Source organism: Cobetia sp. Ld8, assembly GCF_045066615.1.
GTDB classification, from domain to species: Bacteria; Pseudomonadota; Gammaproteobacteria; order Pseudomonadales; family Halomonadaceae; genus Cobetia; species Cobetia amphilecti.
The window spans coordinates 352,904-374,057 of record NZ_JBISHF010000007.1 but is presented as its reverse complement, the minus strand read 5'-3'; the positions used below and the strand labels follow the sequence as shown (position 1 = coordinate 374,057).

The 21,154-nt window shown below is 61.6% G+C and carries 20 protein-coding genes; 13 read left to right on the top strand and 7 right to left on the bottom strand.

Annotated elements, in window-relative coordinates; genetic code table 11:
* Positions 1–24 precede the first annotated feature (24 nt).
* The 5 genes from ACJJV2_RS06510 to ACJJV2_RS06490 all read left to right on the top strand — a co-directional run bounded on the left by ACJJV2_RS06510 (position 25) and on the right by ACJJV2_RS06490 (position 5,721).
* Entirely contained in the window at positions 25–1,152 is a 1,128-nt protein-coding gene (locus ACJJV2_RS06510) for a LacI family DNA-binding transcriptional regulator (RefSeq protein WP_405279156.1), read from the top strand.
* A 174-nt stretch (positions 1,153–1,326) separates the two neighbouring features.
* Entirely contained in the window at positions 1,327–2,403 is a 1,077-nt protein-coding gene (locus ACJJV2_RS06505; protein WP_405279153.1) for a TRAP transporter substrate-binding protein, read from the top strand.
* A 117-nt stretch (positions 2,404–2,520) separates the two neighbouring features.
* A complete protein-coding gene (locus ACJJV2_RS06500) occupies positions 2,521–3,138 on the top strand; it encodes a TRAP transporter small permease (protein WP_405279150.1) in 618 nt (205 codons plus the stop codon).
* Entirely contained in the window at positions 3,135–4,442 is a 1,308-nt protein-coding gene (locus tag ACJJV2_RS06495; RefSeq protein ID WP_405279147.1) for a TRAP transporter large permease, read from the top strand. Before ACJJV2_RS06500 ends, ACJJV2_RS06495 begins: the two co-directional genes overlap by 4 nt.
* A 415-nt stretch (positions 4,443–4,857) precedes the next feature.
* Positions 4,858–5,721 carry a DUF4437 domain-containing protein gene (locus ACJJV2_RS06490; protein WP_405279144.1) on the top strand — a complete coding sequence of 288 codons (864 nt, stop codon included), beginning with the start codon at positions 4,858–4,860 and terminating at the stop codon, positions 5,719–5,721.
* 156 nt (positions 5,722–5,877) lie between these two features.
* Here the strand turns inward: ACJJV2_RS06490 and uxuA are convergent, their stop codons facing one another.
* Complete coding sequence (uxuA, locus tag ACJJV2_RS06485) at positions 5,878–7,053, bottom strand: mannonate dehydratase (protein ID WP_405279141.1); 1,176 nt, start codon at positions 7,051–7,053, stop codon at positions 5,878–5,880.
* Positions 7,054–7,555: 502 nt separating this feature from the next.
* On the opposite strand from uxuA, the gene ACJJV2_RS06480 reads away from it, so the two are divergent.
* The 5 genes from ACJJV2_RS06480 (at position 7,556) to ACJJV2_RS06460 (ending at position 12,669) form a co-directional block, all read left to right on the top strand.
* The gene (locus tag ACJJV2_RS06480; RefSeq protein WP_052384648.1) at positions 7,556–8,302 is read left to right on the top strand and encodes a ribonuclease activity regulator RraA; all 747 of its coding nucleotides are present in this window, start codon (positions 7,556–7,558) and stop codon (positions 8,300–8,302) included.
* 129 nt (positions 8,303–8,431) lie between these two features.
* A complete protein-coding gene (locus ACJJV2_RS06475; protein WP_405279138.1) occupies positions 8,432–9,514 on the top strand; it encodes a Bug family tripartite tricarboxylate transporter substrate binding protein in 1,083 nt (360 codons plus the stop codon).
* 113 nt (positions 9,515–9,627) lie between these two features.
* Entirely contained in the window at positions 9,628–10,197 is a 570-nt protein-coding gene (locus tag ACJJV2_RS06470) for a tripartite tricarboxylate transporter TctB family protein (protein WP_405279135.1), read from the top strand.
* 3 nt (positions 10,198–10,200) lie between these two features.
* The gene (locus tag ACJJV2_RS06465; RefSeq protein ID WP_405279132.1) at positions 10,201–11,745 is read left to right on the top strand and encodes a tripartite tricarboxylate transporter permease; all 1,545 of its coding nucleotides are present in this window, start codon (positions 10,201–10,203) and stop codon (positions 11,743–11,745) included.
* Between the two features lie 333 nt (positions 11,746–12,078).
* Positions 12,079–12,669 carry a hypothetical protein gene (locus ACJJV2_RS06460; protein WP_405279129.1) on the top strand — a complete coding sequence of 197 codons (591 nt, stop codon included), beginning with the start codon at positions 12,079–12,081 and terminating at the stop codon, positions 12,667–12,669.
* A gap of 150 nt (positions 12,670–12,819) precedes the next feature.
* On the opposite strand, the gene ACJJV2_RS06455 is transcribed toward ACJJV2_RS06460, so the two are convergent.
* Together ACJJV2_RS06455 and ACJJV2_RS06450 are read right to left on the bottom strand one after the other, a co-directional pair.
* Positions 12,820–14,073 carry an FAD-dependent oxidoreductase gene (locus ACJJV2_RS06455; RefSeq protein ID WP_405279126.1) on the bottom strand — a complete coding sequence of 418 codons (1,254 nt, stop codon included), beginning with the start codon at positions 14,071–14,073 and terminating at the stop codon, positions 12,820–12,822.
* 81 nt (positions 14,074–14,154) lie between these two features.
* The gene (locus tag ACJJV2_RS06450; protein ID WP_192839313.1) at positions 14,155–14,589 is read right to left on the bottom strand and encodes a MarR family winged helix-turn-helix transcriptional regulator; all 435 of its coding nucleotides are present in this window, start codon (positions 14,587–14,589) and stop codon (positions 14,155–14,157) included.
* A gap of 262 nt (positions 14,590–14,851) precedes the next feature.
* Here ACJJV2_RS06450 and ACJJV2_RS06445 point away from each other — a divergent pair, with 262 nt between their 5' ends.
* Positions 14,852–15,034 carry a hypothetical protein gene (locus ACJJV2_RS06445; RefSeq protein WP_405279123.1) on the top strand — a complete coding sequence of 61 codons (183 nt, stop codon included), beginning with the start codon at positions 14,852–14,854 and terminating at the stop codon, positions 15,032–15,034.
* A 108-nt stretch (positions 15,035–15,142) separates the two neighbouring features.
* Here the strand turns inward: ACJJV2_RS06445 and ACJJV2_RS06440 are convergent, their stop codons facing one another.
* Positions 15,143–16,417 (bottom strand): SLC13 family permease, encoded by a 1,275-nt coding sequence (locus ACJJV2_RS06440; protein ID WP_405279120.1) that lies wholly within the window; start codon positions 16,415–16,417, stop codon positions 15,143–15,145.
* 81 nt (positions 16,418–16,498) lie between these two features.
* Positions 16,499–17,581 carry a tartrate dehydrogenase gene (locus ACJJV2_RS06435; RefSeq protein WP_192839318.1) on the bottom strand — a complete coding sequence of 361 codons (1,083 nt, stop codon included), beginning with the start codon at positions 17,579–17,581 and terminating at the stop codon, positions 16,499–16,501.
* Between the two features lie 118 nt (positions 17,582–17,699).
* On the opposite strand from ACJJV2_RS06435, the gene ACJJV2_RS06430 reads away from it, so the two are divergent.
* Entirely contained in the window at positions 17,700–18,599 is a 900-nt protein-coding gene (locus ACJJV2_RS06430; RefSeq protein WP_405279117.1) for a LysR substrate-binding domain-containing protein, read from the top strand.
* 155 nt (positions 18,600–18,754) lie between these two features.
* Here the strand turns inward: ACJJV2_RS06430 and ACJJV2_RS06425 are convergent, their stop codons facing one another.
* Positions 18,755–19,501: a siderophore-interacting protein gene (locus ACJJV2_RS06425; protein WP_405279115.1), complete on the bottom strand. Its 747-nt coding sequence runs from the start codon at positions 19,499–19,501 to the stop codon at positions 18,755–18,757.
* The gene (locus ACJJV2_RS06420) at positions 19,494–19,940 is read right to left on the bottom strand and encodes a MarR family winged helix-turn-helix transcriptional regulator (protein ID WP_303568317.1); all 447 of its coding nucleotides are present in this window, start codon (positions 19,938–19,940) and stop codon (positions 19,494–19,496) included. The genes ACJJV2_RS06425 and ACJJV2_RS06420 overlap by 8 nt, the downstream gene beginning before the upstream one ends.
* Before the next feature lie 276 nt (positions 19,941–20,216).
* On the opposite strand from ACJJV2_RS06420, the gene ACJJV2_RS06415 reads away from it, so the two are divergent.
* Complete coding sequence (locus ACJJV2_RS06415) at positions 20,217–20,891, top strand: HAD family hydrolase (protein ID WP_405279113.1); 675 nt, start codon at positions 20,217–20,219, stop codon at positions 20,889–20,891.
* Positions 20,892–21,154 lie beyond the last annotated feature (263 nt).

The window sequence follows — 21,154 nt, the reverse complement described above, 5'->3', positions numbered from 1 at the left end:
AAGAAAATGCCCAGGAACGACGCCATGAAAGCGCCCATCACGCCACCCCCTGCTCGGGAAGATGCCGACCCGTCATCACAGGGCCATTCGACTCAGGGCCATTCAACCCAGGGCGCCTCGAGCAGCATCACGCTCCAGGATATCGCGGCCCACGCCAAGGTCTCGCGCAGCACGGTCTCGCTGGTGTTGCGCGAAAGCCCGCTGGTGGCGAAGCGCACCCGCGAGAAGGTCCAGGTCTCCATCAAGGCGCTGGGCTATGTCTACAACCGTGGCGCCGCCGCCATGCGTGGCAGCCGCACCGCCACCCTGGGCGTGGTGGTCTATGACATCGCCAACCCCTTCTTCGGCTCCATGGTCGCGGGGATCGATGCCGCCCTGCATCAGGAAGGCTATGTGTCATTTCTCGCCAACAGCGAGGACTCCCCCGAGCGTCAGCAGCGCTTCATCGAGCGCATGCGTGAACATCGCGTCGATGGCCTGCTGCTGTGCCCCGCCGAACACACAGACCCCAACCTGATCCATCAACTGGCCGACTGGGGCATGCCCTGCATCCAGGTGATGCGCTATCTGGACGCGCCGCCCTTCGATTACGCCGGCACCGATTTCCGGCGCGTGGCCGAGATGGCCGTCAATCATCTCGTCGGCCTGGGCCATCAGCGCATCGCCTTCATCGGCGGCGCGGATCACTCGGTCAGCCATGACCGCTGGCTGGGCTATCAGGCCGCGCTGGATCGCCACGGCCTGGCCTATCGCCGTCTGGTACGCGGCAATGGCGTGACCCGACGCGTCGGCCATGAACTGATCAAGAGTCTGATGCAGGAAAGCCCGCGCCCGACGGCGGTGGTCTGCCACAACGACCTGGTGGCCTTCGGCGCCATGCTGGGCCTGCGCCAGATGGGGCTCGAGCCCGGCCGCGACTGCGCCGTGATCGGCACCGATGACGTCGAGGAAGCCGAACTGGGCGACCCGCCCCTGACCAGTATCGCCACGCACCCCTACGCCATCGGGGAGCAGGCGGCGCGCCTGGCCTTGCGCCGGATCGCCAATCCCGGCGGCGAGCGAGAGAGCGTCATCATGCCGCCGGAACTCAAGATACGCCGCTCCTGCGGGAGTCCTGACGACGCCAGCGTCGCGACGCCCCCAAAGGAGTGATACCAAGCTTCAGCTGAACGGCACGTCATGCCTGGAGAGCATCGACAAGCCGCGCAGCCCCCGAGCATGGACCGGCCGTCTGGAGACTGTCGGTCTGGCAAGCGCAACACGGCAAGACTGCAAGACCAGAAGATGCAAGGCACAACAACAAACAACGCCAAGGAAAACGCCATCATGCTGAATTGGATCAATCCAACCAATGCCTCTCTCTCTATTTCTAATTATCCCTCCCAGCGCTCACGTCTGGGCTCCCGGCTGGGCAAGGGGCTAGGCAAGAGCCTGGCCATCGCGGCCACCACCGGCACCCTGCTGGGCGCCACGCTCGGTGTCTCGGCCAGCGCCCAGGCGATGGAACTGCGCTTCGGCCACGCCGGCACCGAAGATACCGCCTATCAACTCGGCGCCGAGCGGCTGCGCGACCTGCTCGCCGAGAAGACCGATGGCGACATCACCATGACCATCATGGGCAACTCGGTGTTGGGCCATGAGACCGAGATGTTCGAGCAACAGATGGCCGGCGCGCTGGACATGTCCATCGTCAGCCCCGGGCTGATCACCGACTTCTCGCCCACCGCCAACGTCTTCACGATTCCCTTCCTGTATCGCGATGTCGATCACTGGCAGAAAGTGCTGGATGGCGATGTCGGCCAGGAGATCGCCCAGAAGATCAGTGACGAGACCGATGTGAAGGTGCTGGCCTACTTCGGGGGCGGCAAGCGGCATATCGTCAGCTCGCGCGAGGTCACCTCACTCGATGACCTCAAGGGCCTCAAGCTGCGTACCAACCCGACCAAGCCGCTGATCGTCGCCTGGCAGGCACTCGGGGTCGAACCGAGCGTGGTGGCCTGGAAGGAGATCTACACCGCCATCCAGCTGGGCGCGATCCACGGTCTGCTCAACGAGCCGGAATGGACCCTGCGCATGCGCTTCCACGAAGTCGCGCCCAATATCGCGCTGTCCGAGCACGACATCACCGTGCGCCTGCTGACCATGTCCAAGATGTCCTGGGACAACCTGGATGAGCAGCAGCAGAAGACCCTGATGGAGTCGGCCCATGACGCGGCGGCCTATGCCCGCAAGGTGCAGCTGGAGCAGGACGCGGCAGCCCTCGCCGAGCTCGAGAAGCAGGGCGCCAAGCTGCATGAGATCGACCGTGAGCGCATGCAGGAAATCGTGGCCGAGCCACTCAAGGAAGTGATCGCCGAGATGGGCCTCAAGGAAATCTACGACAAGGTGCGTGCGGTCAAGTAAGTCACGCCTGAGGGGCAGTCATGCAGCGTCTGGCTGCCCCATCTTCAGGTTGGCTTGAATGATCTCGCCGCCTTGCGTCGAGCTCCTCCCCCTCGCACTCTTCTTGAGGACAGTGCCATGCATCCTGTGCTCTCAGGGCTTTCGCGCCTGAACCGGACGCTCGAACGTCTGCTCTATCTCGTCTTGCTGGCGCTGCTGGCAAGCTTCATCGTCTTCATCATCTATCAGATCGCCAGTCGCAATCTGGCCTTCCTGCCGCGCCTGTTCTGGACCGAGGAATTCAGCCGCTTCGCCTTCCAGTGGATGGTGATGCTGGGCACCGCGGTCGGGGTGCTGCACGCCGATCACTTCGTGCTGGAAGCCTTTGCGCGTGGCAGCCGTGCCGATCTCGTCACGCGCTGGATCCGTGATCTCGCCTGCCTGTTGCTGGGGGTACTGTTCATCGTGCACGGCAAGGACTTCGCCCTTTCCGGTCTGCGCCGCAGTGCCATGGCCTCGGGACTGTCGATGATCTACGTCTACTCGGTATTCACCGTCAGCGGCGTCTTCATCGTGCTGTTCAGCCTGCAACGGCTGCTGCATGCCTGGCTGCACGGCATGCAAGCCATGGAGAAGGCGCTCAATACGCCCAATGAGGCAGAAGAACTGGCAACACCGGAGGAGACGGCAGCGGTTCTGTCTCCCGCCATCGCCAGCCATGCGCATGGCGCGACTGATCGGAGGCCCCTGTCATGATGCCAATGGACTGGCTCTACCTGATGCCCTGGCTGCTGTTCGGCGTGCTGGGCGTGTTGATCGTGATCGGCATCCCCATCGCCATGGCGCTGGTGCTGACGGCGACGACGCTGATTCTGCTCGACCCGCGCCTGACCTACTGGATCATGTTCCAGCGCATGTACAACGGCATGGATTCCTTCGTGCTGCTGGCCGTGCCGCTGTTCCTGCTGGCCGGCAACCTGATGAATGCCGCCAGGATCACCGACCGTCTGATCACGCTGTGCATGCGTCTGGTCGGCCACTTCCGTGGCGCGCTGGCCCACGTCAATGTGCTGGTCAGCATGCTGTTTGCCGGGGTGTCCGGCTCCTCCACCGCCGACAGTGCCGGCGTGGGCACGGTGCTGATTCCGGCCATGAAACGCGAAGGCTATCCAATCAGCTTCGCCGTCGCGGTCACCGCGGCCTCCTCCGTGATGGGCACCATCATCCCGCCGTCGATCAACATGATCGTGTGGGGCGCGCTGACCAATACCTCGATCGCCGGCCTGTTTCTGGGCGGTATCCTGCCCGGCGTGATGATCGGCGTGGCCCAGCTGCTGCTCAATACCCGCTACGTCCGCCGCTATGATGTGCCGGTGCGCAAGCGCGCCACCCTCAAGGAGCTGGCCAGCTCCGGCAAGGATGGCCTGCTGGCCGCCGGGATTCCGATCGTCATCATCGGTGGCATCACCCTGGGCACCGTGACCCCCACCGAGGCCGCGGTGATCGCGGTGGTCTATGCGCTGGCGCTGGGCTTCGTGGTCTATCGCGAGCTGGATCTCACCAAGTTGCTCAATGCTTCCACCGACACCGTCAGGCTGTGCTCGCTGTCGCTGTTCAGCCTGGTGGGCGCGGCCATCTTCGGCTATCTGATCAGCTTCTATCAGATTCCGCCCAAGCTGATGGCGGGCGTCAGCATCACCGACCCGACGGTGCTGTTGATCGTGATGACCATCGTGCTGCTGGTGATCGGCACCTTCATGGATGCCCTGCCCGCGATGGCGATCATGGCGCCCATCTTCTATCCGCTGGCGATGTCGGCAGGCGTGCACCCCGTGCAGTTCGGTGTCATCGGCGTGATGGCGCTGGGGCTGGGCCTGATTACGCCGCCCTACGGCCTGTGCCTGATGATTTCCGCCAAGATAGGCGGCATTCCACTGCTCAAGGCCATGGCGACCACCATGCTGTATCTGGGCGTGATGCTGGCCGTGATCCTGCTGATGATCCTGTTCCCGGAATTCGTGCTGACCATTCCGCGCCTCATCGCCCCTGACTTCGTCTGACCCGGCGTATTATCCGGACATTCCGAAAACTGTTTGAGGAATGTCCGGAACTGCCAATTTCTCGTCCTCGCACACCTCCCTGCCTTCCCCTAGCGGCTCATTTTTGCCCGCCTCACCCCGGCGGGCCGGGCCGAACCAGCGGCACGAACCCGCGCCAAAAGCGCGCCAACGTCGTGATCTGTCGAGAAATCCTCCTCACCTCAAGGTGAGCGCCACGCCGCATGTCATGGCATCGCCTCGGGGTCTGGCGCCGTTAACACGCCCAAGATGAACGGCTGATTATCATGCTTTGATTGAAAGTCTTTACGCCATCTGCCGCTATATCCCGCCGCCTGCCCGCTCCAAGATTCACTGCGTCGATTGCCAGCGCATCGGCATTGTCCTCCTTCTTCCCATGACCAGACAGGCAGCCACCATGAAACGTCCCTTCTCCCTTGCTCTTCTCGGCCTCTCGGTCGCCTTCGCCAGCATGACCGCCCACGCCGATGACCACTCCACGCTCACGCCGTCCAGTGAAGTCGTCCAGCAGTCCGACATCGACTGGGGCTACCTGAACCCGCTGCGCGGTGACCAGAGCCCGGCGGCCGGCGACCTGTGGGGCGATCGCACCAAGGATGGCGCTTCGGGCTTCCTGGTGAAGTTCAACGAAGGCTTCTCCTCACCGCCCCACATCCACAACATCACCTACCGTGGCGTGGTCATCCAGGGCGAGGTCCACAACGATGACAAGAACGCCGATGAGCAGTGGCTGCCCGCAGGCTCGTTCTGGATCCAGCCGGCAGGGGAATCGCACATCACCGCGGCCAGAGACAAGGTCAACATGGCCTACATCGAGATCAATGAAGGGCCCTACCTGGTACAGCCGGAATCCGAGGCCTTCCACAACGATGAAGAGCCGCTGAATGTCGCAGAGAACAACATGGTATGGCTGGATGCCAATGACATCCGCTGGATCAACCTGCCGGGCAGCGACGACGCCGAGCAAGGCCCGAAGACCGCCTTCCTGTGGGGCAACCCGGACGTCGGCCAGCTGAGCGGCCGCCTGGTGAAACTGCCGGCCGACTTCTCCGGCGAAATCAAAAGCCACGCCGACGAATTCCGCGCCGTGGTCATCAAGGGCGACCTGACCCACGAGACCGAAGGCAAGGACGACAGCCAGAGCCTGGCGACCGGCAGCTACTTCGGCTCTCAGGGCGAGATCACCCATGACATCACCACCGGCGCCGATACCCTGCTCTACGTGCGCACCAATGGTGATTTCGACATCGTCGAAGACTGAAACCTGCGGTCGTCTGAACTCTTGGCTCTGAACTCTGAACTCTGAGACCAGAATCAGCAGACATCCCGACCTGCAGCAAACACGAACGGCCACCCCGGTCTCAAGACCGCGGGTGGCCGTTCGTGTTTGCGTTTATGTCTGGATTGCGTCCCGCCGTCAGGCCAGTCTTTGGACCGCCATCTCGAGGCCACGGATTTCCGCCAGCCCCTTCATGCGCCCATACAGCGGATACCCCGGGCGGGTCTCGCGCCTGGCATCATCCAGAATGTGGTGGCCGTGATCCGGGCGCATCGGCAAGGGCGCGCCGCCCGATACCAGGCGACGACGCTCCTCCGCGACCAGCACGCTGATGATGTCCACCATGTCCAGGTCACCCTCGAGATGCTCAGCCTCATGGAAGGAACGCTTGTCCTCGCTGTCACGCCCGGTGGCCCGCAGATGGGCAAAGTGGATATGAGGGGCGAAGCGCCGCGCCATGATGCACAGATCAATCTCCGGGTTGGCCCCGTAGGAGCCGGTGCAGAACGTCAGGCCATTGGCGGGGCTGGGCACGACGCCCAGCAGCCAATCGGCATCCACCATGCTCGAGACCACGCGTGGCAGGCCAAACATCGGCCGCGGCGGATCATCAGGGTGAATGGCCAGTCGAATGCCGACTTCTTCCGCCACCGGCACGATGGCCTTGAGGAAGGTGGCCAGATGCTGGCGCAGTCGCGCGGCATCGATACCGTCATAGGACGCCAGCGCCGCTCGGAACTGGGCCAGCGTGTAGCCTTCTTCCGCCCCCGGCAGCCCCGCGATGATGGTGCGGATCAACGTCTCGCGTCCGGCATCATCGAGCGACGCCAGATGCCTGAGCGCGGCCTGTTGCTCTGCGCTGCTGTACTCGTGCTCGGCGCCGGGGCGCTCCAGTAGATAGAGATCAAAGGCCGCGAAGGCATCCTGATCAAAACGCAACGCCGTGCCGCCCTCCGGCAGCTGCCAGGCGAGGTCGGTGCGCGTCCAGTCCAGCACCGGCATGAAGTTGTAGCACACGGTGCCGATCCCGCATTCCGCCAGGTGGCGCAGCGACTGCTGATAGTTGGCGATATGGTGATCACTGCCGGGCGCGGCCTGCTTGATGCTCTCATGCACCGGAATGCTCTCGACCACCGACCAGCGGAGGCCGGCCGCCTCGATCTGCGCCTTGCGCTCACGAATGGCCTCCAGCGGCCAGACCTCGCCATTGGGAATCTCATGCAGCGCCGTCACGATACCTGTCGCGCCGGTCTGGCGAATTTCCTCGAGCGTGATGGGGTCCGCGGGACCGAACCAGCGCCATGTCGCTTCCATGTCATCTCCTTGACGGTCAAAGGGGGCAAATGCCACCTGCCGACAAAATATGACAACTTGTGTCAGGTGCTGCCATGCGACCTATGTCGCTGCCGGCGAGCGGCTCTCCCGGCGCACACCCCTCTGAAGATGGGCTCAACCCTTGATCGCGTCTCGAGATACCAGGCCGATCAGATACCCATCGCGCTCACACCTTACAAAAAACCCCTTACAATCAGTAGATTGCTATCATTACTCAATAGCTCACCATCATTCCTCTTTGCGCAATCGATGCCACACCCCTTTCGTGACATGTCTGTTGGCGGCCACCAAGACGCGCTTTTCGGGTCACGACACTAGACTTATTGCTCATCAAAAGTTGTCAATATTTGTTTGATCAGTCATCCCTCCCCCCCTATAGTGAGTCTCGAAAGCACATCAGACGCACGTGTCGACTGATCACTTGGGCCAAGCACGTTGCCGAGAGCCGAGACTCCTTACCTATACTGACGACGGACGCCATATGACTGCCATTACCTCCACAGAGCATCCCAGCTACGCCGAGCTCTCCTCCGTGACCCGCGAGCGTTTGATGCGTGCCTCCACCGCCTCCCTGCACACCCTGCTGTTCAAGCGCGGTCTGCGGAACACCTTCATCCAGAACGTGGTGCAGATGAACAACAGGACCACCCAGATGGTGGGCCAGGCCTTCACGCTGCGTTACATCCCGGCGCGGGAAGACATCGATACCGTCGCCGCCTTCCGCGACCCCAAGCACCCGCAGCGTCTGGCGGTGGAAACCGTCCCGGCCGGTCACGTGATGGTGTCTGACTGCCGCCAGGACGCCTCGGCCGCCAGCGCCGGCAGCATTCTGCTGACACGTCTGGAGTATCGTCAGTGCGCGGGCTTCGTCTCCGATGCCGGCATTCGTGATTCAGGCGCCGCCGCCGAGATGAACCTGCCGATCTTCTGCGCCAAGCCGAGCGCGCCGACCAACCTGACCAAGCATCACGCGGTAGAACTGCAGGTGCCGATCGGTTGCGGTGGCGTGCCGGTCTTCCCGGGCGATGTACTGGTCGGCGATGCCGATGGTGTCATGGTCGTGCCGCTGGAACTGGCCGACGAGATCGCCGAGGAAGCCAGCCAGATGGAAGATTTCGAGGATTACGTGCTGGAGAAGGTACGCAACGGCACGCCGGTGATCGGTCTGTATCCGCCGACCGATGAAGCGCGTGCAGAATTCGAACGCTACATGGCCGCCAAGCAGTAATCGGCTCGCCAGCCGCCGTCTTGTCCACGGCGGCCACGGACGACAGGCCACGCCGACCTGTCGTCCGCCATCCCTCCTGCCTCAATGCGCCTCGAGTGACCACAACCATAACAACACTGGAGTCATGCCATGACCCGTCTGAACAGCTGTCTCAACAGCCATCTCAATAGCCGTCAGGCCAACGTGCACGCCAGCTCTGATGCCAGTCAGCAATCCCGCGCAGACCGCAAGCGCCGCAGTCGTCCTCTGCTGGCCTTGCTCGCCCCGCTGGCCCTTTCCGGCATGGTGGCGGCCTCGCCCTTCGTCAGCAGCGGCGTGCAGGCCGACTATCCCGTGCGTGACATTCGCCTGATCGTGCCATGGCCGGCCGGCGGTGGTGCCGACGCCATCAGCCGCAAGATCAGCAACCTTGCCGAGCAGGACCTGCCGAAATCGATCTACGTCGAGAACATCGGCGGCGCCATCACCGCCACCGGCCTGATGCAGCTCAGCAAGGCGCGTCCCGATGGCCATACCGTCGGCGTACTGACCTACGACAGCATCATCACCCTGCCCCGCGGCAACCTGGTGCCAGGCTATTCGCTGGACCGGATGATCCCCTTCGCCCGCATCACCAAGGAAGCGGATGCCATCGTGGTCTCCAGGCAGTCCGGGTACGAGAATTATGAGCAACTGATCGAGGCCGCCCGTGCAAACCCCGGCACCGTGAGGATCGGCGTCGCTCCGCAGGGCTCTGGCCCTTATCTGGCGGTACGCCGCCTGGAAGCGGCAGCGGGCGTCGAATTCAATGTCATCACCTATCCGGGCTCTTCCACCGCCGAGGCCGAGGCCCTGCTTTCCGGTGAGATCGACGGCGCCATCTCGAGCCTGGGAGACTTCTCCGGCATTCTGGATTCCGGCGACGCCCACGGCCTCGTCGAGTTCTCCTCCGAGCAGAATCCGGCCTACCCGGAAGTGCCGCCGATGAGCGAACTGGGCGGCAATCTCGAGACCGGCAGCTTCATCGTGCTGGCCGTGCCCAAGGGCACCCCGGAAGATGTGGTCAGCACCCTGGAAAGCGCCTACCACAGCGCCTACGAGACACCAGAATTCCAGAAGTGGATTACGGGAGTCGGCGTCACGCCCAGCTGGCTGGGGGCCGATGAGGTCAACGCCTGGATCGAGGACTATCAACAGAAGACCTTCACTGCCATGGATGAACTCGGCCTGTAGACGCGCTGGCAGGCGGCACCTCTGAGTGCCGCTGCAATCCCACCTCTACCCGTCCTCCTTCACTTCCATCGTCAAGCGGCGCTCGGCCACGGGCGCCGCCAGGGAATTCTGTCATGTCTCCTTCCGCCTCTCCTCCCGTCCGGCGTCACTGGCTGCTCAGCGGGGCGACACCGCTGACGCTGGTCATGACCGCCATCAGCGCCCTCTATCTGATCAGTGCCTTCCAGATGGCGCCGCCATTGGACAATGGCCGCCTGACGGCCTCCTTCTTCCCCGTGTTGATCGGCAGCATCGCGCTCGTGCTCTGCGTGGCGCAGCTGGTGAGCCAACACCGGGCGAGCTGCGACTCCCGCAGTAGCAAGTCCGCCAGCACCGAGACCGCCGACGATGACGCCCCCAGCACGGACAGCGACGCAAGCTCGCCTGTGTTCTCGCCGGCGCTGCGCCTGATGCTGGTGACCGCGCTCTATATCCTGGCGTTCTCGCATCTGGGTTACCTGCTGTCGTCAGCGCTGTATGTCTTCGCGGTGATGCTGCTGTTCGCGGGGCGTGACAAGTGGATCAGCAAGGCAGTGATCGCCTGCGCCATTTCCGCGCTGGGCTATGGGCTCTTCGAGCAACTGTTCAACGTCCATCTCCCTGCGCTGGATCTGTCTGCGCTCGGCCTGGGCAACGGGAGCTGACCCATGGAATTCATCGCCCAGGTATTCTCGAGCTTCGCCCTGCTGCTCGACCCCGTGATCCTGTTCTACGTGGCCGCCGGCTTCGTCATCGGCACCATCTTCTCGGCCATCCCGGGTCTGACCGCGACGCTGGCACTCGCCCTGCTGCTGCCTTTGACCTATAGCCTCGATGTCACCACCGCCCTGATGGCGTGTGCCAGCATCTACATGGCTGGCATGTGTGGCGGCAGCATCACGGCCACCACCATCAATATTCCCGGCGCGCCGTCCTCGATGATGACAGCGCTGGAAGGCTATCCCATGCAGCAGCGTGGCGAAGGCGCGCTGGCGCTGGGCCATGCCTCCTTCGGCTCGATGATCGGCGGCAGCCTCGGCGCGCTGCTGTTGATCGTGCTGGCCCCCTTCATCGCCGAGGCCTCACTGCTGGTCAAGACGACGGGCAAGTGCGCGCTGATCGCCTTCGCGCTGATCGTGATCGTGGTCGCCCAACGCGGCAACATCCGCAAGGCTGGCATCACCGCCTGCCTGGGCCTGATGCTCGCGACCGTCGGGCTGGACGCCATGCAGCCGCTGGCCCGCTTCACCTTCGGCATCAGTGAGCTGACCGCCGGAATCGATCTGATGCCGGTCATCATCGGTACCTTCGCCATCAGCGAGCTGTTGATTCAGGTCGGCAACCGCAAGAAGGACGCCGCCATCCGCCAGCAACTCAAGGCCAGCAAGCAACTCAAGCGGCGTGATTTCATTCCGCCGCTGAGCGCCATTCGCGAGATCGGCCTCGGCTGCTATCTGAAATCGACGTTGATCGGCTATATGGTCGGCACCCTGCCCGGCGCAGGGGGCTCGATGGGTGGTTTTCTCGCCTACGTGGAAACCGTGCGCACCTCGAAGAAGCCGGAGAGCTTCGGCAAGGGCAACCCTCAAGGCATCGCCGCCGCCGAAAGCGCCAACAATGCCGTGTGCGGTGGCGCCCTGGTGCCGATGCTGACCTTCGGGATTCCGGGCGATCCGGTGACGGCCATCGTGCTGGGGGTACTGGTGATCAACGGCATCCAGCCGGGGCCGCAGCTGATGGCCTCGCAATCCGGGCTGATCGCGCCGATGCTGGCCTCGCTGCTGTTCAGCGCGCTGATCCTGATTCCTCTCACGCTCTACCTGATGGGCCCCTACTTCCTGCGCATCGTCACGATCCGCAAGGACGTGCTCTATGGCGCCATCGCACTGCTGGCCGTGGTCGGCAGCTTCGTGGCCACCTACTCCGTATTCCAGATGATGATGACGCTGGTGCTGGGCATCGTCGCCTACCTGATGCGCAAACATGATTATCCGGTGATCACGCTGCTGCTCGGCTTCATCCTCGGCCCCAATCTGGAAGAATTCCTGCGTCGCGCGCTGACGCTCTCCAACGGCAACCCGATGACCTTCATCACCACGCCGGACAGCCTGTTCTTCGTCGTGCTGACGGTGGTCTTCGTCTACTTCCTCGGCATTCGCAAACCGGTGCAGCTGAAGCAGGCAACTCCCGAGAAGGCAGGTTCGACGGGCTGAGCCTTTTACCAGCTCCCGGGAAGGAGCAAAGCCACACGCCCCATGACTGAACGAAAAATGCCCGGTACCGAAAGGTAACGGGCTTTTTCGTATTCATCAGCCGCACCCAGATGTGCCAAAAGTGTTACTTGCCAATACCTCACAATGTTGGCACTTTATATTCGTAATCAAAAATCTAATACTCGCAGTTGATATATATCAATAATGCGAGAATCTACTTCCGTTAGGCTTCGCAATGCTGGCCATCATGCCTCTGACAGGCTCGGATAGCAGCATTCAAGAGCCAGCAGTGCTGAGCTGATCGGAGCCAATGGAAACGACAGGTAACGTCACATGAAGTCCTTTGCCAGCCTCGCCGCCCTCTGCCTGCTCTCTGGTTGTGCAGCCTTGCAGTCCACACCTCCCAGTTATGACAAGACACAGCACGCTTTTCTTTCACCGGGTTACCCCATCGAGCGGGTCAATCAACCCGAGGGCTTCAAGCTGGTAGGACAGGAAAGTTCTGATTCTCGTGAAGGGTTCGCCAGTGCATCAACGGAGGGCAATGCACATGTCAGAAGAGAAGCTGTCGCCTGGAATACCGATGATGACAATACTGCTCTGATGATGGTGATTGCAGGGTCACTCGGGCACTCAGCGCGTTATCTCGAATGGACAGACACGGATGGCTACCAGTTCGTGGGTAACCAGAGAGTGCAATACAAGTTTGCTCAGGGGCGATTCGAAGACATGGTAAGTGAGTCCAGTCTTATCCCACGACTGGCGCCAGATTGCGCACAACGCATTACGCTCTCTGCGCACAACCATAACAAGAAGGTGACTGGCATCTATATTGAAGGCGTGACCTGCTACGACCTTCCATTGATCAACGATTATCACCGCGAACAACTTCGCCAGAAAGCTTTCCGCCTATTCGGGCTGTAACGAACCCTACGATAATCGCTTACAAGTCCTGAAATACGAAACGCCCCACCCACTACCGCATCAGTGGGTGGGGCGTTTCAGGTATCGCGGTATCAGCCGCCGATCACCACTACTGCCAACACATCACACTCCCAGGCCTGCGCGCGACGATCAGGCGGGTGCAGAGCAGGCGTTGCGGGTAGCCGCAGCATTGCACACAGGCGCCGGGCGAATGGAGGCGGGGTCTGCCAGCGCGGCCACCACGGATCTGACCTGCTGATAGCCGGTGCGCATCAGGAAGGTCGGCGCTCTGCCGTAACTCTTGATGCCGAGGATGTACAAGCCTGGCTCGGCATGCAGCAGTTCGGCCGCGCCGTGTTCCGGCACCGACCCACAGCTGTGCTGGTTGGGGTCGATCAGCGGCGCAAGCTTGATAGGGCTCTGCGTCGCGGGGTCCAGCGAGACACGCAATTCAGACAGCAGCCCCAGAGACGGACGGAAGCCGGTGGCCGCGATGATGCGATCCACCGCTGGCAGCCAGTGTTCGCCACTCTGCACGACCCAGCGCCCCGCTTGATGATCGATCGCCTCGACGGCAAGCCCGGTCACTACCTCGATCCGGCCTTCCTCAAGCAGCGCCTTGATGCGCAGTTCGAGCGCCTTGCGCTCCTCCAGCTCATCATTGGGCGCCGGGCGGATGACCTCCTCGATATTGGCGCAGCGCACACCCCAGAGGATTCGCATCCCCGCTTCGTGGTCTGCCAGCGCGATCAGGTCCTGCAGCGCATTCAGCGCCGAATGGCCGCTGCCGATCACGAGTACCGACTTGCCGGCATACTCAGCCGCTTGTGTGCCGCGAATGTCCGGCACGCCATAGGCGATGACTTCGGCCGCCGCTTGCTCACCAATGGCGGGAATGCCGTGCGCGCCGATCCAGTTGGGGGTCTGGTAGGTGCCGGAGGCATCGATCACCGCGCGGGCCAGCACATCGCGCGGGCCGTCAAGGCCCTCGACGCGCAGCACGAAGGGCGCCTCATCGCGACCGCCACTGCGCAGCACATCATGCTGTTGTCGACTGACATGGGTGACGCGGCTATCGACATGCAGGCGCGAGCTGATCGACGGGTGCGCGGCGAGCGGTGCGACATAGCGGTCGAGAAACTCGGCCCCGGTGGGATAGGCAGCGGCGTCGGGTGCCCGCCCCCCCTGCTCCTGCAGCAACTCGGCCGCTAAAGCGTCGATATTCCATGACCAGGGCGAGAACATGCGCACATGTCCCCAGCTGGCCAGGTTGGCGCCTGCGTGTGCGCCCGACTCGAAGAGAATCGGCTCCAATCCTGCCTCCAGCAGATGGACGGCGGCGCTTAGCCCTATCGGCCCGGCGCCGATGATGGCCACCGGCAGGCTTGTGATATCACGACTCATGGCAGTCTCTCGCAGCAATATGTTGTCAGTGACAACAAAACTAGTATCCCTCCACGCTAATGTCTACTCCCAGGCGCTCAATCAGTCACCCAGGCGCTGCCGCGCGGCAAGGGTCAGCTTGTTGAGCAGTGTCACTGCGCCCTCCACGACCTCCGGCGACAGGCCCTCGATCATGGAGGCCTCTTCCGCGACCAGCTCGGCGTGAATCTGCTGGTACAGCGCCCTGCCCTCCGGGGTCAGCGAGAGCTCAACGGCACGCCGGTCGTTGGGGTCCTCGATCTTGCGCACATAATGCTTGCGGATCAGCGAGTCGGCGACCCGGCTTGTCGTGCTCTTGTCGAGGTACATCTCGTCCGCCAGCGCCTGCAGTCTCAGCGGTCCGCGCTTGACCAGCGTCTCCAGTGCATAGCATTGAGCGACGGAGACGTTGTGGTGGCAGATGCTTTCCCTGTCACGAAACTGATGGACACGAATGAGCTGATTGACGGCTTCGTACAGTGCTTCTGCTTGATCCACTCTGGTGCCTCACGTGACGGTGATCAAAAAAGGGGGCGTGGCTTGCCACGATAACCGAGCACGATAAAGAGCGCACCGATATCCGGCAGCCCTTATCTAGCAACCCTTACCCAGCAACCCTTATCCAGCAACACTTACCCAGCAACCCTGTCGGCTTGCGCGTGGCAATGCCTTACGCGAGCAACTCAATCGCGATCTTTCTCCCCGATACGACGCCAGCAGACGCTGCAGGCAAATATTGTGCAAGAAGAAGCCGGGCTACGTGACGCACGACATCCGCGCCCAGTGGACCCCGGCCTCCTGGCAGGATCTGACCCTGACACTGGCGGTCAACAACGTGTTCGACAAGCGCTACAGCGACCACAGCAGCTACCTGCTCAGCAGCGGTGACAGCATGCTGGAACCGGGCCGTGACATCCGTCTGGGTGCCAGCTACAGCTTATGACTCAGTCCCTGACTTCACGATCAGCTGACGAAAAAATGCCCCAAAGGCCAGGCCTGTGGGGCATTTTTCATGGCGCGCATATCAGCCTGGGTAGAATGGACCCCAAGATCAGGCCGGATAGAAAGGCCAGATGATGGGCAGCAATACGACGCTGACCAGATAGCCCACGACTACCAGGGGCAGGCCCGCCTTGACGTAATCATTGAAGCGATATCCCCCGATCCCCAACACCATGGTGTTGGCCGGCATGCCCAGCGGCGTTGCAAAGGCGCAGGAGCCACCGATGCAGATCGCCATCAATACCGCACTGGGGTCAGCGCCCAATCCCACCGAGATCGCACCGCCGATAGGCGCCAACAGGGCTGTCGTGGCCGTATTGGACATGAACTGCGAGAGTCCCGCGGATATCACGAACAGAACACTGAGCAACACGCGCGGTGATGGGGCTTCGCCCAGATAGGCGACCACGTGCTCCGCCATCATCGTGCCCAACCCCGTCTTCTGCATGGCGATGGCCATGGGCAGCATGCCCGCGAAGAGGAAGATGACGCGGGAGTCGATGGCATCCAGCGCACGGCGCTCCTTCATGACACCCGTCAAGACCAGCAGCAGCGCCCCTGTGACACCAATGACATGCATGGGGAAGCCGATCACGTCATCGAAAACCATCGCCAGAATGGTGAGCACCAGCACACCCAACGCCAGGTACTGCTTCCAGAGCGGGGCCATGGCCGGCTGCTCGTCATACATCTCGACCCCATCGCCGCCGGGGCGGTCCGGCAGGAGCTTGTAGCCGATGGTCAGGAAGTACAGCAGCCCGAAGATCATCATCGGAATACCGATCATCGCAAAGGAGAAGAAGCCGAATGACTGGGCGCCATCGGTCATCTTGCTCAAGGTGCTGTCGACGATCAGGTTACCCGGTGCCCCGATCAAGGACAGATTGCCGCCCATTGCGGAAGCGAAGGCGAGTGGCATCAGAAGCTTGGAGCGGCGAATCCCGGAGCGACTGGCGATGCCGACCACCGCGGGGATCAATACGGCAGCCGTGCCGGTATTGGACAGAAAGCCGGACAGAATCGCTGTCACCAGCATGATGGCCAGCAGCAGCTGTCGCTCTGTCTTGGCGAAATGCGTCACGATGCCACCGATACGATTGGCCATGCCGGTTTCGAACAAGGCACCGCCGACGACGAACATCGCGCAGAAGAGAATCACGTTCTTGTTGATGAACCCGGAAAAGGCTTCCTCTGGCGTGAGGATGTCGCCCAGCACGAGACTGATCAGTACCAGCATGGCAGTCAGGGCAAGCGGAATCTTTTCCGAGACGAACAGTACGATCGCGACCATGAGAATGGCCAGCGTCAGAAGTTGCGCGTCCATTTTATTGTCCTTGTGGTTGGAACCTTCACGCGCAGGGGGCAGGCATGGCGTTCCTGCCCCCTGGATGTTGCAAGAACTGCGTCAGGCGATGGCGGCACTCTGACGAGTCGCGCGAACCCGCTCACAGACGGCATCGGTGATCTCGCGCGTGGTGGCGCTGCCGCCCAGGTCTGGCGCATGCAGACCCGAAGCGACCACTTCTTCAATGGCGGTCATGAGGCGCTTGGCCAGTGCCGTCTCACCCAGGTGCTCCAGCATCATGACGGCCGTCCAGAAGGCCCCCACCGGATTGGCGATGCCCTTGCCGGTGATATCGAAGGCAGAGCCGTGGATAGGCTCGAACATGGAGGGGAAGGTGCCTTCCGGATTGAGGTTGGCGGTCGGGGCAATCCCCAGGCTGCCGCTCAGAGCCGCAGCGAGATCGGAAATGATATCGGCATGCAGGTTGGTCGCGACGATGACGTCCAGCATGTGGGGCTTGAGCACCATGCGAGTCGTGATGGCGTCGACCAGTTCACGCGTGATCGTGACGTCCGGGTAGTCCTTGGCGACTTCGAAGAAGATCTCGTCCCACAACACCATGCCGTGGCGCTGGGCATTGGACTTGGTCACCAGCGTGAGATGCTTGCGCGGACGGGACTGCGCCATTTCAAAGGCGAAGCGGTGAATGCGCTCGATGCCCTTGCGAGTGAAGATCGAGACTTCAGTCCCCACCTCCTCCGGAAGCCCCTGGTGGACACGGCCGCCATTCCCGGAGTATTCCCCTTCACTGTTCTCGCGAATGATGACCCAGTCGATATCCTCCGCCTGCTGAAGACGGCTGGTGATCCCCGGGAAAACACGTGCGGGGCGAACATTGGCGTACTGATCGAACCCCTGGCAGATCTTGAGACGCAGGTCCCACAGCGAGATATGATCCGGCACCTTTTCACTGCCTACGGCGCCGAAATAGATGGCATCAAAGGTCTTGAGCTCCTCGATGCCGCCATCTGGAATGTACTGGCCAGTCTTGAGGTACCGCTCGGAGCTCCAGTCGAAGTCGACGAAATCGAAGGTGACATCGGTATTGTCTTCCGCCAGCACTTCCAGCACACGCTTGCCGGCTTCGATGACTTCAAGACCGATACCATCGCCCGGGATGACTGCAATACGGTGGCTATTCATGATGTAGGCTCTCTTGTCATTGGGGTGGGTGAATCAAGGCGTGATCACACACTAGCCAGCGAGCCACCGAGCCGACAATGCACTAGCATTCACAACACCTTCAACCAGGAAGTTGAAAATGCAATCGCTCACAGAACTCGATTTCTTCCTGACGCTCTGTCGGGAAGGCAGCATGTCCAACGCCGCCCGCGTGCTGGACATCAGTCCGGCAGCCGTCAGCAAGCGACTGGCAAACATTGAAAAAAGACTCAAGATTCAATTATTTAACCGCAGCACGCGCTCCATGAGCCTCACGCCCGAAGGCCAGATATATCAGCGCCATGCGGAACAGACCTTGAGCCAGGTGCTGGAGATGGAAGAGCAGCTTTCCCGCCATGAGGGGCAGGTAAGAGGAAGACTAAAGGTGAACGCCCCGCTGGGCTTCGGGCGCAAGTACATGGCGCCCATCATCTCGGGCTTCGTTCAGGCGTATCCGCAGGTCGAGGTGACATTGCATCTTTCCGACATCCCGCACGCCATGGTCGATGGTGCCTTTGACGTCGCCATTCGATTCGGCGAGCTGCCTGATTCCAATCTGCATGCACGCAAGATCGCCTCACACCGCCGCATCGTCTGTGCCTCTCCGCATTACCTTGCCCGCCACGGGTGCCCACAGCATCCCGATGAACTGGCCAACCACGAATGCATCACCCTGCATCAGAATCGGGACTCATGGAGCATCTGGAAATTTCAGGGCAGTGAGGAAACCTGTAGCGTCAAGGTGGGCGGCAGCCTGTCCACCAATGATGGAGAAAGCGCCCTTCGCTGGGCCCTGGATGGCCGCGGAATCGTGCTGCGAGCGGAATGGGATGTGGCGCCTTATGTCGAGGCAGGAGAGCTCAAGATACTGTTCGAGGAGTATCAATTGCCCAATGCCGACATCCATCTGGTCTATCAACATCATGCCGTGCTGCCGCTTCGGATCCGCCATTTCATTGAGCACACCCAGGATTATCTGGCCAGCCACCCCTTCAAATGACACCGCAATCCCACCAAATGACGCAGGGCTTTCTGCAGGGCCAGGGCTTCATTGCGACAACGAAATGCCCTGATGCAGGCGTGCATCAGGGCATTGGGGAAAAGCAGCTCATTCACTTGCTCAGAGACCTCAAGGCGATCACCGGAGTGACGTGATCACGCCCCTTCCGCCTCGGCGTCCTGCTGCTTGGCCAGCTTGTGGCCGTCTTCTGACTGGCCGATCTTCCAGTAGCTGGAGACATAGAAGTGGGACTTGGGGATCTCATGCACCTGCTTGAGGTGCGCACGCAGCGCTCGCATGCTGCCGAATTCACAGGCCGCCCAGACAGACACCTGGCCCTCCAGACTCGGCAAGGAGGCGATCTTGTCCAGCAGCGGCTGGCCGCTCGGGTCCGGTTGCGCATTGATGACCCAGTACAGCTCGATGCCGGCCGGATGCTCAAGCGTCTGGATATCGGCTTCGCTGGTCACCTCGATGACGGCGTGGCCGCGCGCGTCTGCCGGCAGCTCGGCCAGATTGACGCTGATCGCCGGCAAGGCCGTCATGTCACCCGCCAGCAGGAACCAGTCGGCTTCCATGTTGATCAGCTTCTTTGGCCCCGGGCCGCCGATGGTGATGCGGCCCCCCGGCTGGGCGCTGACGGCCCAGGCAGATGCCGGGCCGGCGTGGTCGTGCAGGGCGAAGTCGACATCGATCTCGGTCGCACGCTGATGACGAATGGTATAAGTGCGCATCATCGGGCGCTCGCCTTCCCCGCGCGGAAACACCAGTTTGATATAGGCGCTCTCCTGCCCCTCGGGGATGGAGCCGATATTCTCCCCGCCCAGGGTGACGCGCAGCATATGCTCCGTCACCGGGGTGGAACGAATCACTTCAAGCTCTCGCATTGCGGGCTTACCCATCTTGCGCACTCCTCTGGCAAACGCCTTCAAGTTGTTCAGCATCGCGTGCTTCACACTCGCTTGTATTGTGGATCATGGCAGATGCCGTTTTCAGGAAGATGGCGACCTCCTCATCGCTGAGGTCTCCCGCCATCCGCCGAGCGGTCTCATCTTCCAGGGCTTCAATCTCTTTGAGCATGTCGTGGCCCGCCTCGGTGGGGGCGAGAAACAGGCTGCGACGGTCCTGCGGATTTTCCGTCTTGATGATCAATCCCGCCGTCATCAATTCATTGAGCACCCGCGTCACGCGCGCCTTGTCCTGCCCCAGATGCTGCACGATCTTGTGCGCCGTGCACTCGGAGGTACGGCCAATGCCCTTCAGCACCCGAATGTGCGTGACAGGCAGATCAAGCTGGTAGCGCTGGATGCCCAGACGAAGCTGCCTGCGATAGACATGCATCAGCTGATGCAGCACATCATTGAGTGATGCCTGACTCATGTGTCACTCACCATATGGTTGGTATAGGTCAACTATATTGGCAGATGGTTGATACTGTCAACAAAAATATGATCGAGAAGCATTCTCATCTTAATACCGAAAATCTCATATACCTATCACGCTTCCCTCCACTGCCAAGCGCGCTTTCGGCAACTCTTGCTGCGTGACATGGTGACAGCGAGCGGGAACCTGCTAAGGTCGAAGGCCACACATTCCTGACGCCCACGAGAGGCATCGATGGCTGAACTCTGCCTGCTGTTTGATTCCGATGGCACCCTGGTTGATAGCGAAATCCTCCTCGCCGAGGCCATGTCCAGCACCCTGCCCCGCTATGGTCTGCCGTTTACCAGCGACCGCTACATGAACGAGTTTCGCGGCATGCGCTTCATGAGCATCGTGCGCACGCTGGAGGCAGCCCATGGCGTTCTGGAAGAAGAGCCCACACGGCGCATGGAAGGCGAGATGCGCGCCCTGCTGGAAGAGTTGATGAAGGCACGCCTGACGGCGATGCCCGGCATGTCAGCAGCCTTGATGGAGCTTGAAGGCTACCCCTGTGGTGTGGTGTCCAACGGGCCTGAGCGCAAGGTGCGTCTGGCACTCGATACCACACGCCTGGCGCGCTTCTTCGATGGCCATATCTACAGTGCCTATACCCTGGGCGTGTGGAAGCCGGACCCGCGCATCTATCGACTCGCAGCCGAGCAGATGGGCTTTTCGCCATCACATTGCGTGGTGATCGATGATGCCATCGTCGGGGTACAGGCAGGGCTGGATGCCGGTATGCAGGTCATCCACTTCGCCCATCACGACGACGGCCATGAAACGCCGCGTGGCGCACTGCGCATGCACCATGCGCGCGAGCTGCCGAGACTGGTGGCGCAGATTTCCCAGAGGCTCGCTGCGCAGTACTAGAAGCTCGCGGCGCAGTACTAGACGTCGTCGCGCCTTCTCCCTCAGTTCCCGCCCCACTGCCCCCCTGCTCGTGAAATCCCGCAGCGAGAATCCCGCCCCTGAGGCGGGATTTTTCATGCCTGGCGCACAAGACAGGCTGCTTGTGGTGTGACTCGCTTTGCCTGTTGCAGCCACCAGCACTCCCGTTCGCGAATGCCGCAAGCCCACCCCTCCTGCCGATACGAATAGGCAAGTTTTAACGACTATAGCGCCTATATATCGCC

Excerpts from the sequence above, each read along its gene's own strand:
- ACJJV2_RS06500 (WP_405279150.1), top strand. The coding sequence starts at position 2,521 with ATGCATCCTGTGCTCTCAGGGCTTTCGCGCCTGAACCGGACGCTCGAA.
- ACJJV2_RS06430 (WP_405279117.1), top strand. The coding sequence starts at position 17,700 with ATGCAATCGCTCACAGAACTCGATTTCTTCCTGACGCTCTGTCGGGAA.
- ACJJV2_RS06455 (WP_405279126.1), bottom strand. The coding sequence starts at position 14,073 with ATGAGTCGTGATATCACAAGCCTGCCGGTGGCCATCATCGGCGCCGGG.
- ACJJV2_RS06465 (WP_405279132.1), top strand. The coding sequence starts at position 10,201 with ATGGAATTCATCGCCCAGGTATTCTCGAGCTTCGCCCTGCTGCTCGAC.
- ACJJV2_RS06480 (WP_052384648.1), top strand. The coding sequence starts at position 7,556 with ATGACTGCCATTACCTCCACAGAGCATCCCAGCTACGCCGAGCTCTCC.
- ACJJV2_RS06420 (WP_303568317.1), bottom strand. The coding sequence starts at position 19,940 with ATGCATGTCTATCGCAGGCAGCTTCGTCTGGGCATCCAGCGCTACCAG.
- ACJJV2_RS06495 (WP_405279147.1), top strand. The coding sequence starts at position 3,135 with ATGATGCCAATGGACTGGCTCTACCTGATGCCCTGGCTGCTGTTCGGC.
- ACJJV2_RS06415 (WP_405279113.1), top strand. The coding sequence starts at position 20,217 with ATGGCTGAACTCTGCCTGCTGTTTGATTCCGATGGCACCCTGGTTGAT.
- ACJJV2_RS06470 (WP_405279135.1), top strand. The coding sequence starts at position 9,628 with ATGTCTCCTTCCGCCTCTCCTCCCGTCCGGCGTCACTGGCTGCTCAGC.
- ACJJV2_RS06475 (WP_405279138.1), top strand. The coding sequence starts at position 8,432 with ATGACCCGTCTGAACAGCTGTCTCAACAGCCATCTCAATAGCCGTCAG.
- ACJJV2_RS06425 (WP_405279115.1), bottom strand. The coding sequence starts at position 19,501 with ATGGGTAAGCCCGCAATGCGAGAGCTTGAAGTGATTCGTTCCACCCCG.
- ACJJV2_RS06460 (WP_405279129.1), top strand. The coding sequence starts at position 12,079 with ATGAAGTCCTTTGCCAGCCTCGCCGCCCTCTGCCTGCTCTCTGGTTGT.
- ACJJV2_RS06440 (WP_405279120.1), bottom strand. The coding sequence starts at position 16,417 with ATGGACGCGCAACTTCTGACGCTGGCCATTCTCATGGTCGCGATCGTA.
- ACJJV2_RS06510 (WP_405279156.1), top strand. The coding sequence starts at position 25 with ATGAAAGCGCCCATCACGCCACCCCCTGCTCGGGAAGATGCCGACCCG.
- ACJJV2_RS06435 (WP_192839318.1), bottom strand. The coding sequence starts at position 17,581 with ATGAATAGCCACCGTATTGCAGTCATCCCGGGCGATGGTATCGGTCTT.
- uxuA (WP_405279141.1), bottom strand. The coding sequence starts at position 7,053 with ATGGAAGCGACATGGCGCTGGTTCGGTCCCGCGGACCCCATCACGCTC.
- ACJJV2_RS06490 (WP_405279144.1), top strand. The coding sequence starts at position 4,858 with ATGAAACGTCCCTTCTCCCTTGCTCTTCTCGGCCTCTCGGTCGCCTTC.
- ACJJV2_RS06505 (WP_405279153.1), top strand. The coding sequence starts at position 1,327 with ATGCTGAATTGGATCAATCCAACCAATGCCTCTCTCTCTATTTCTAAT.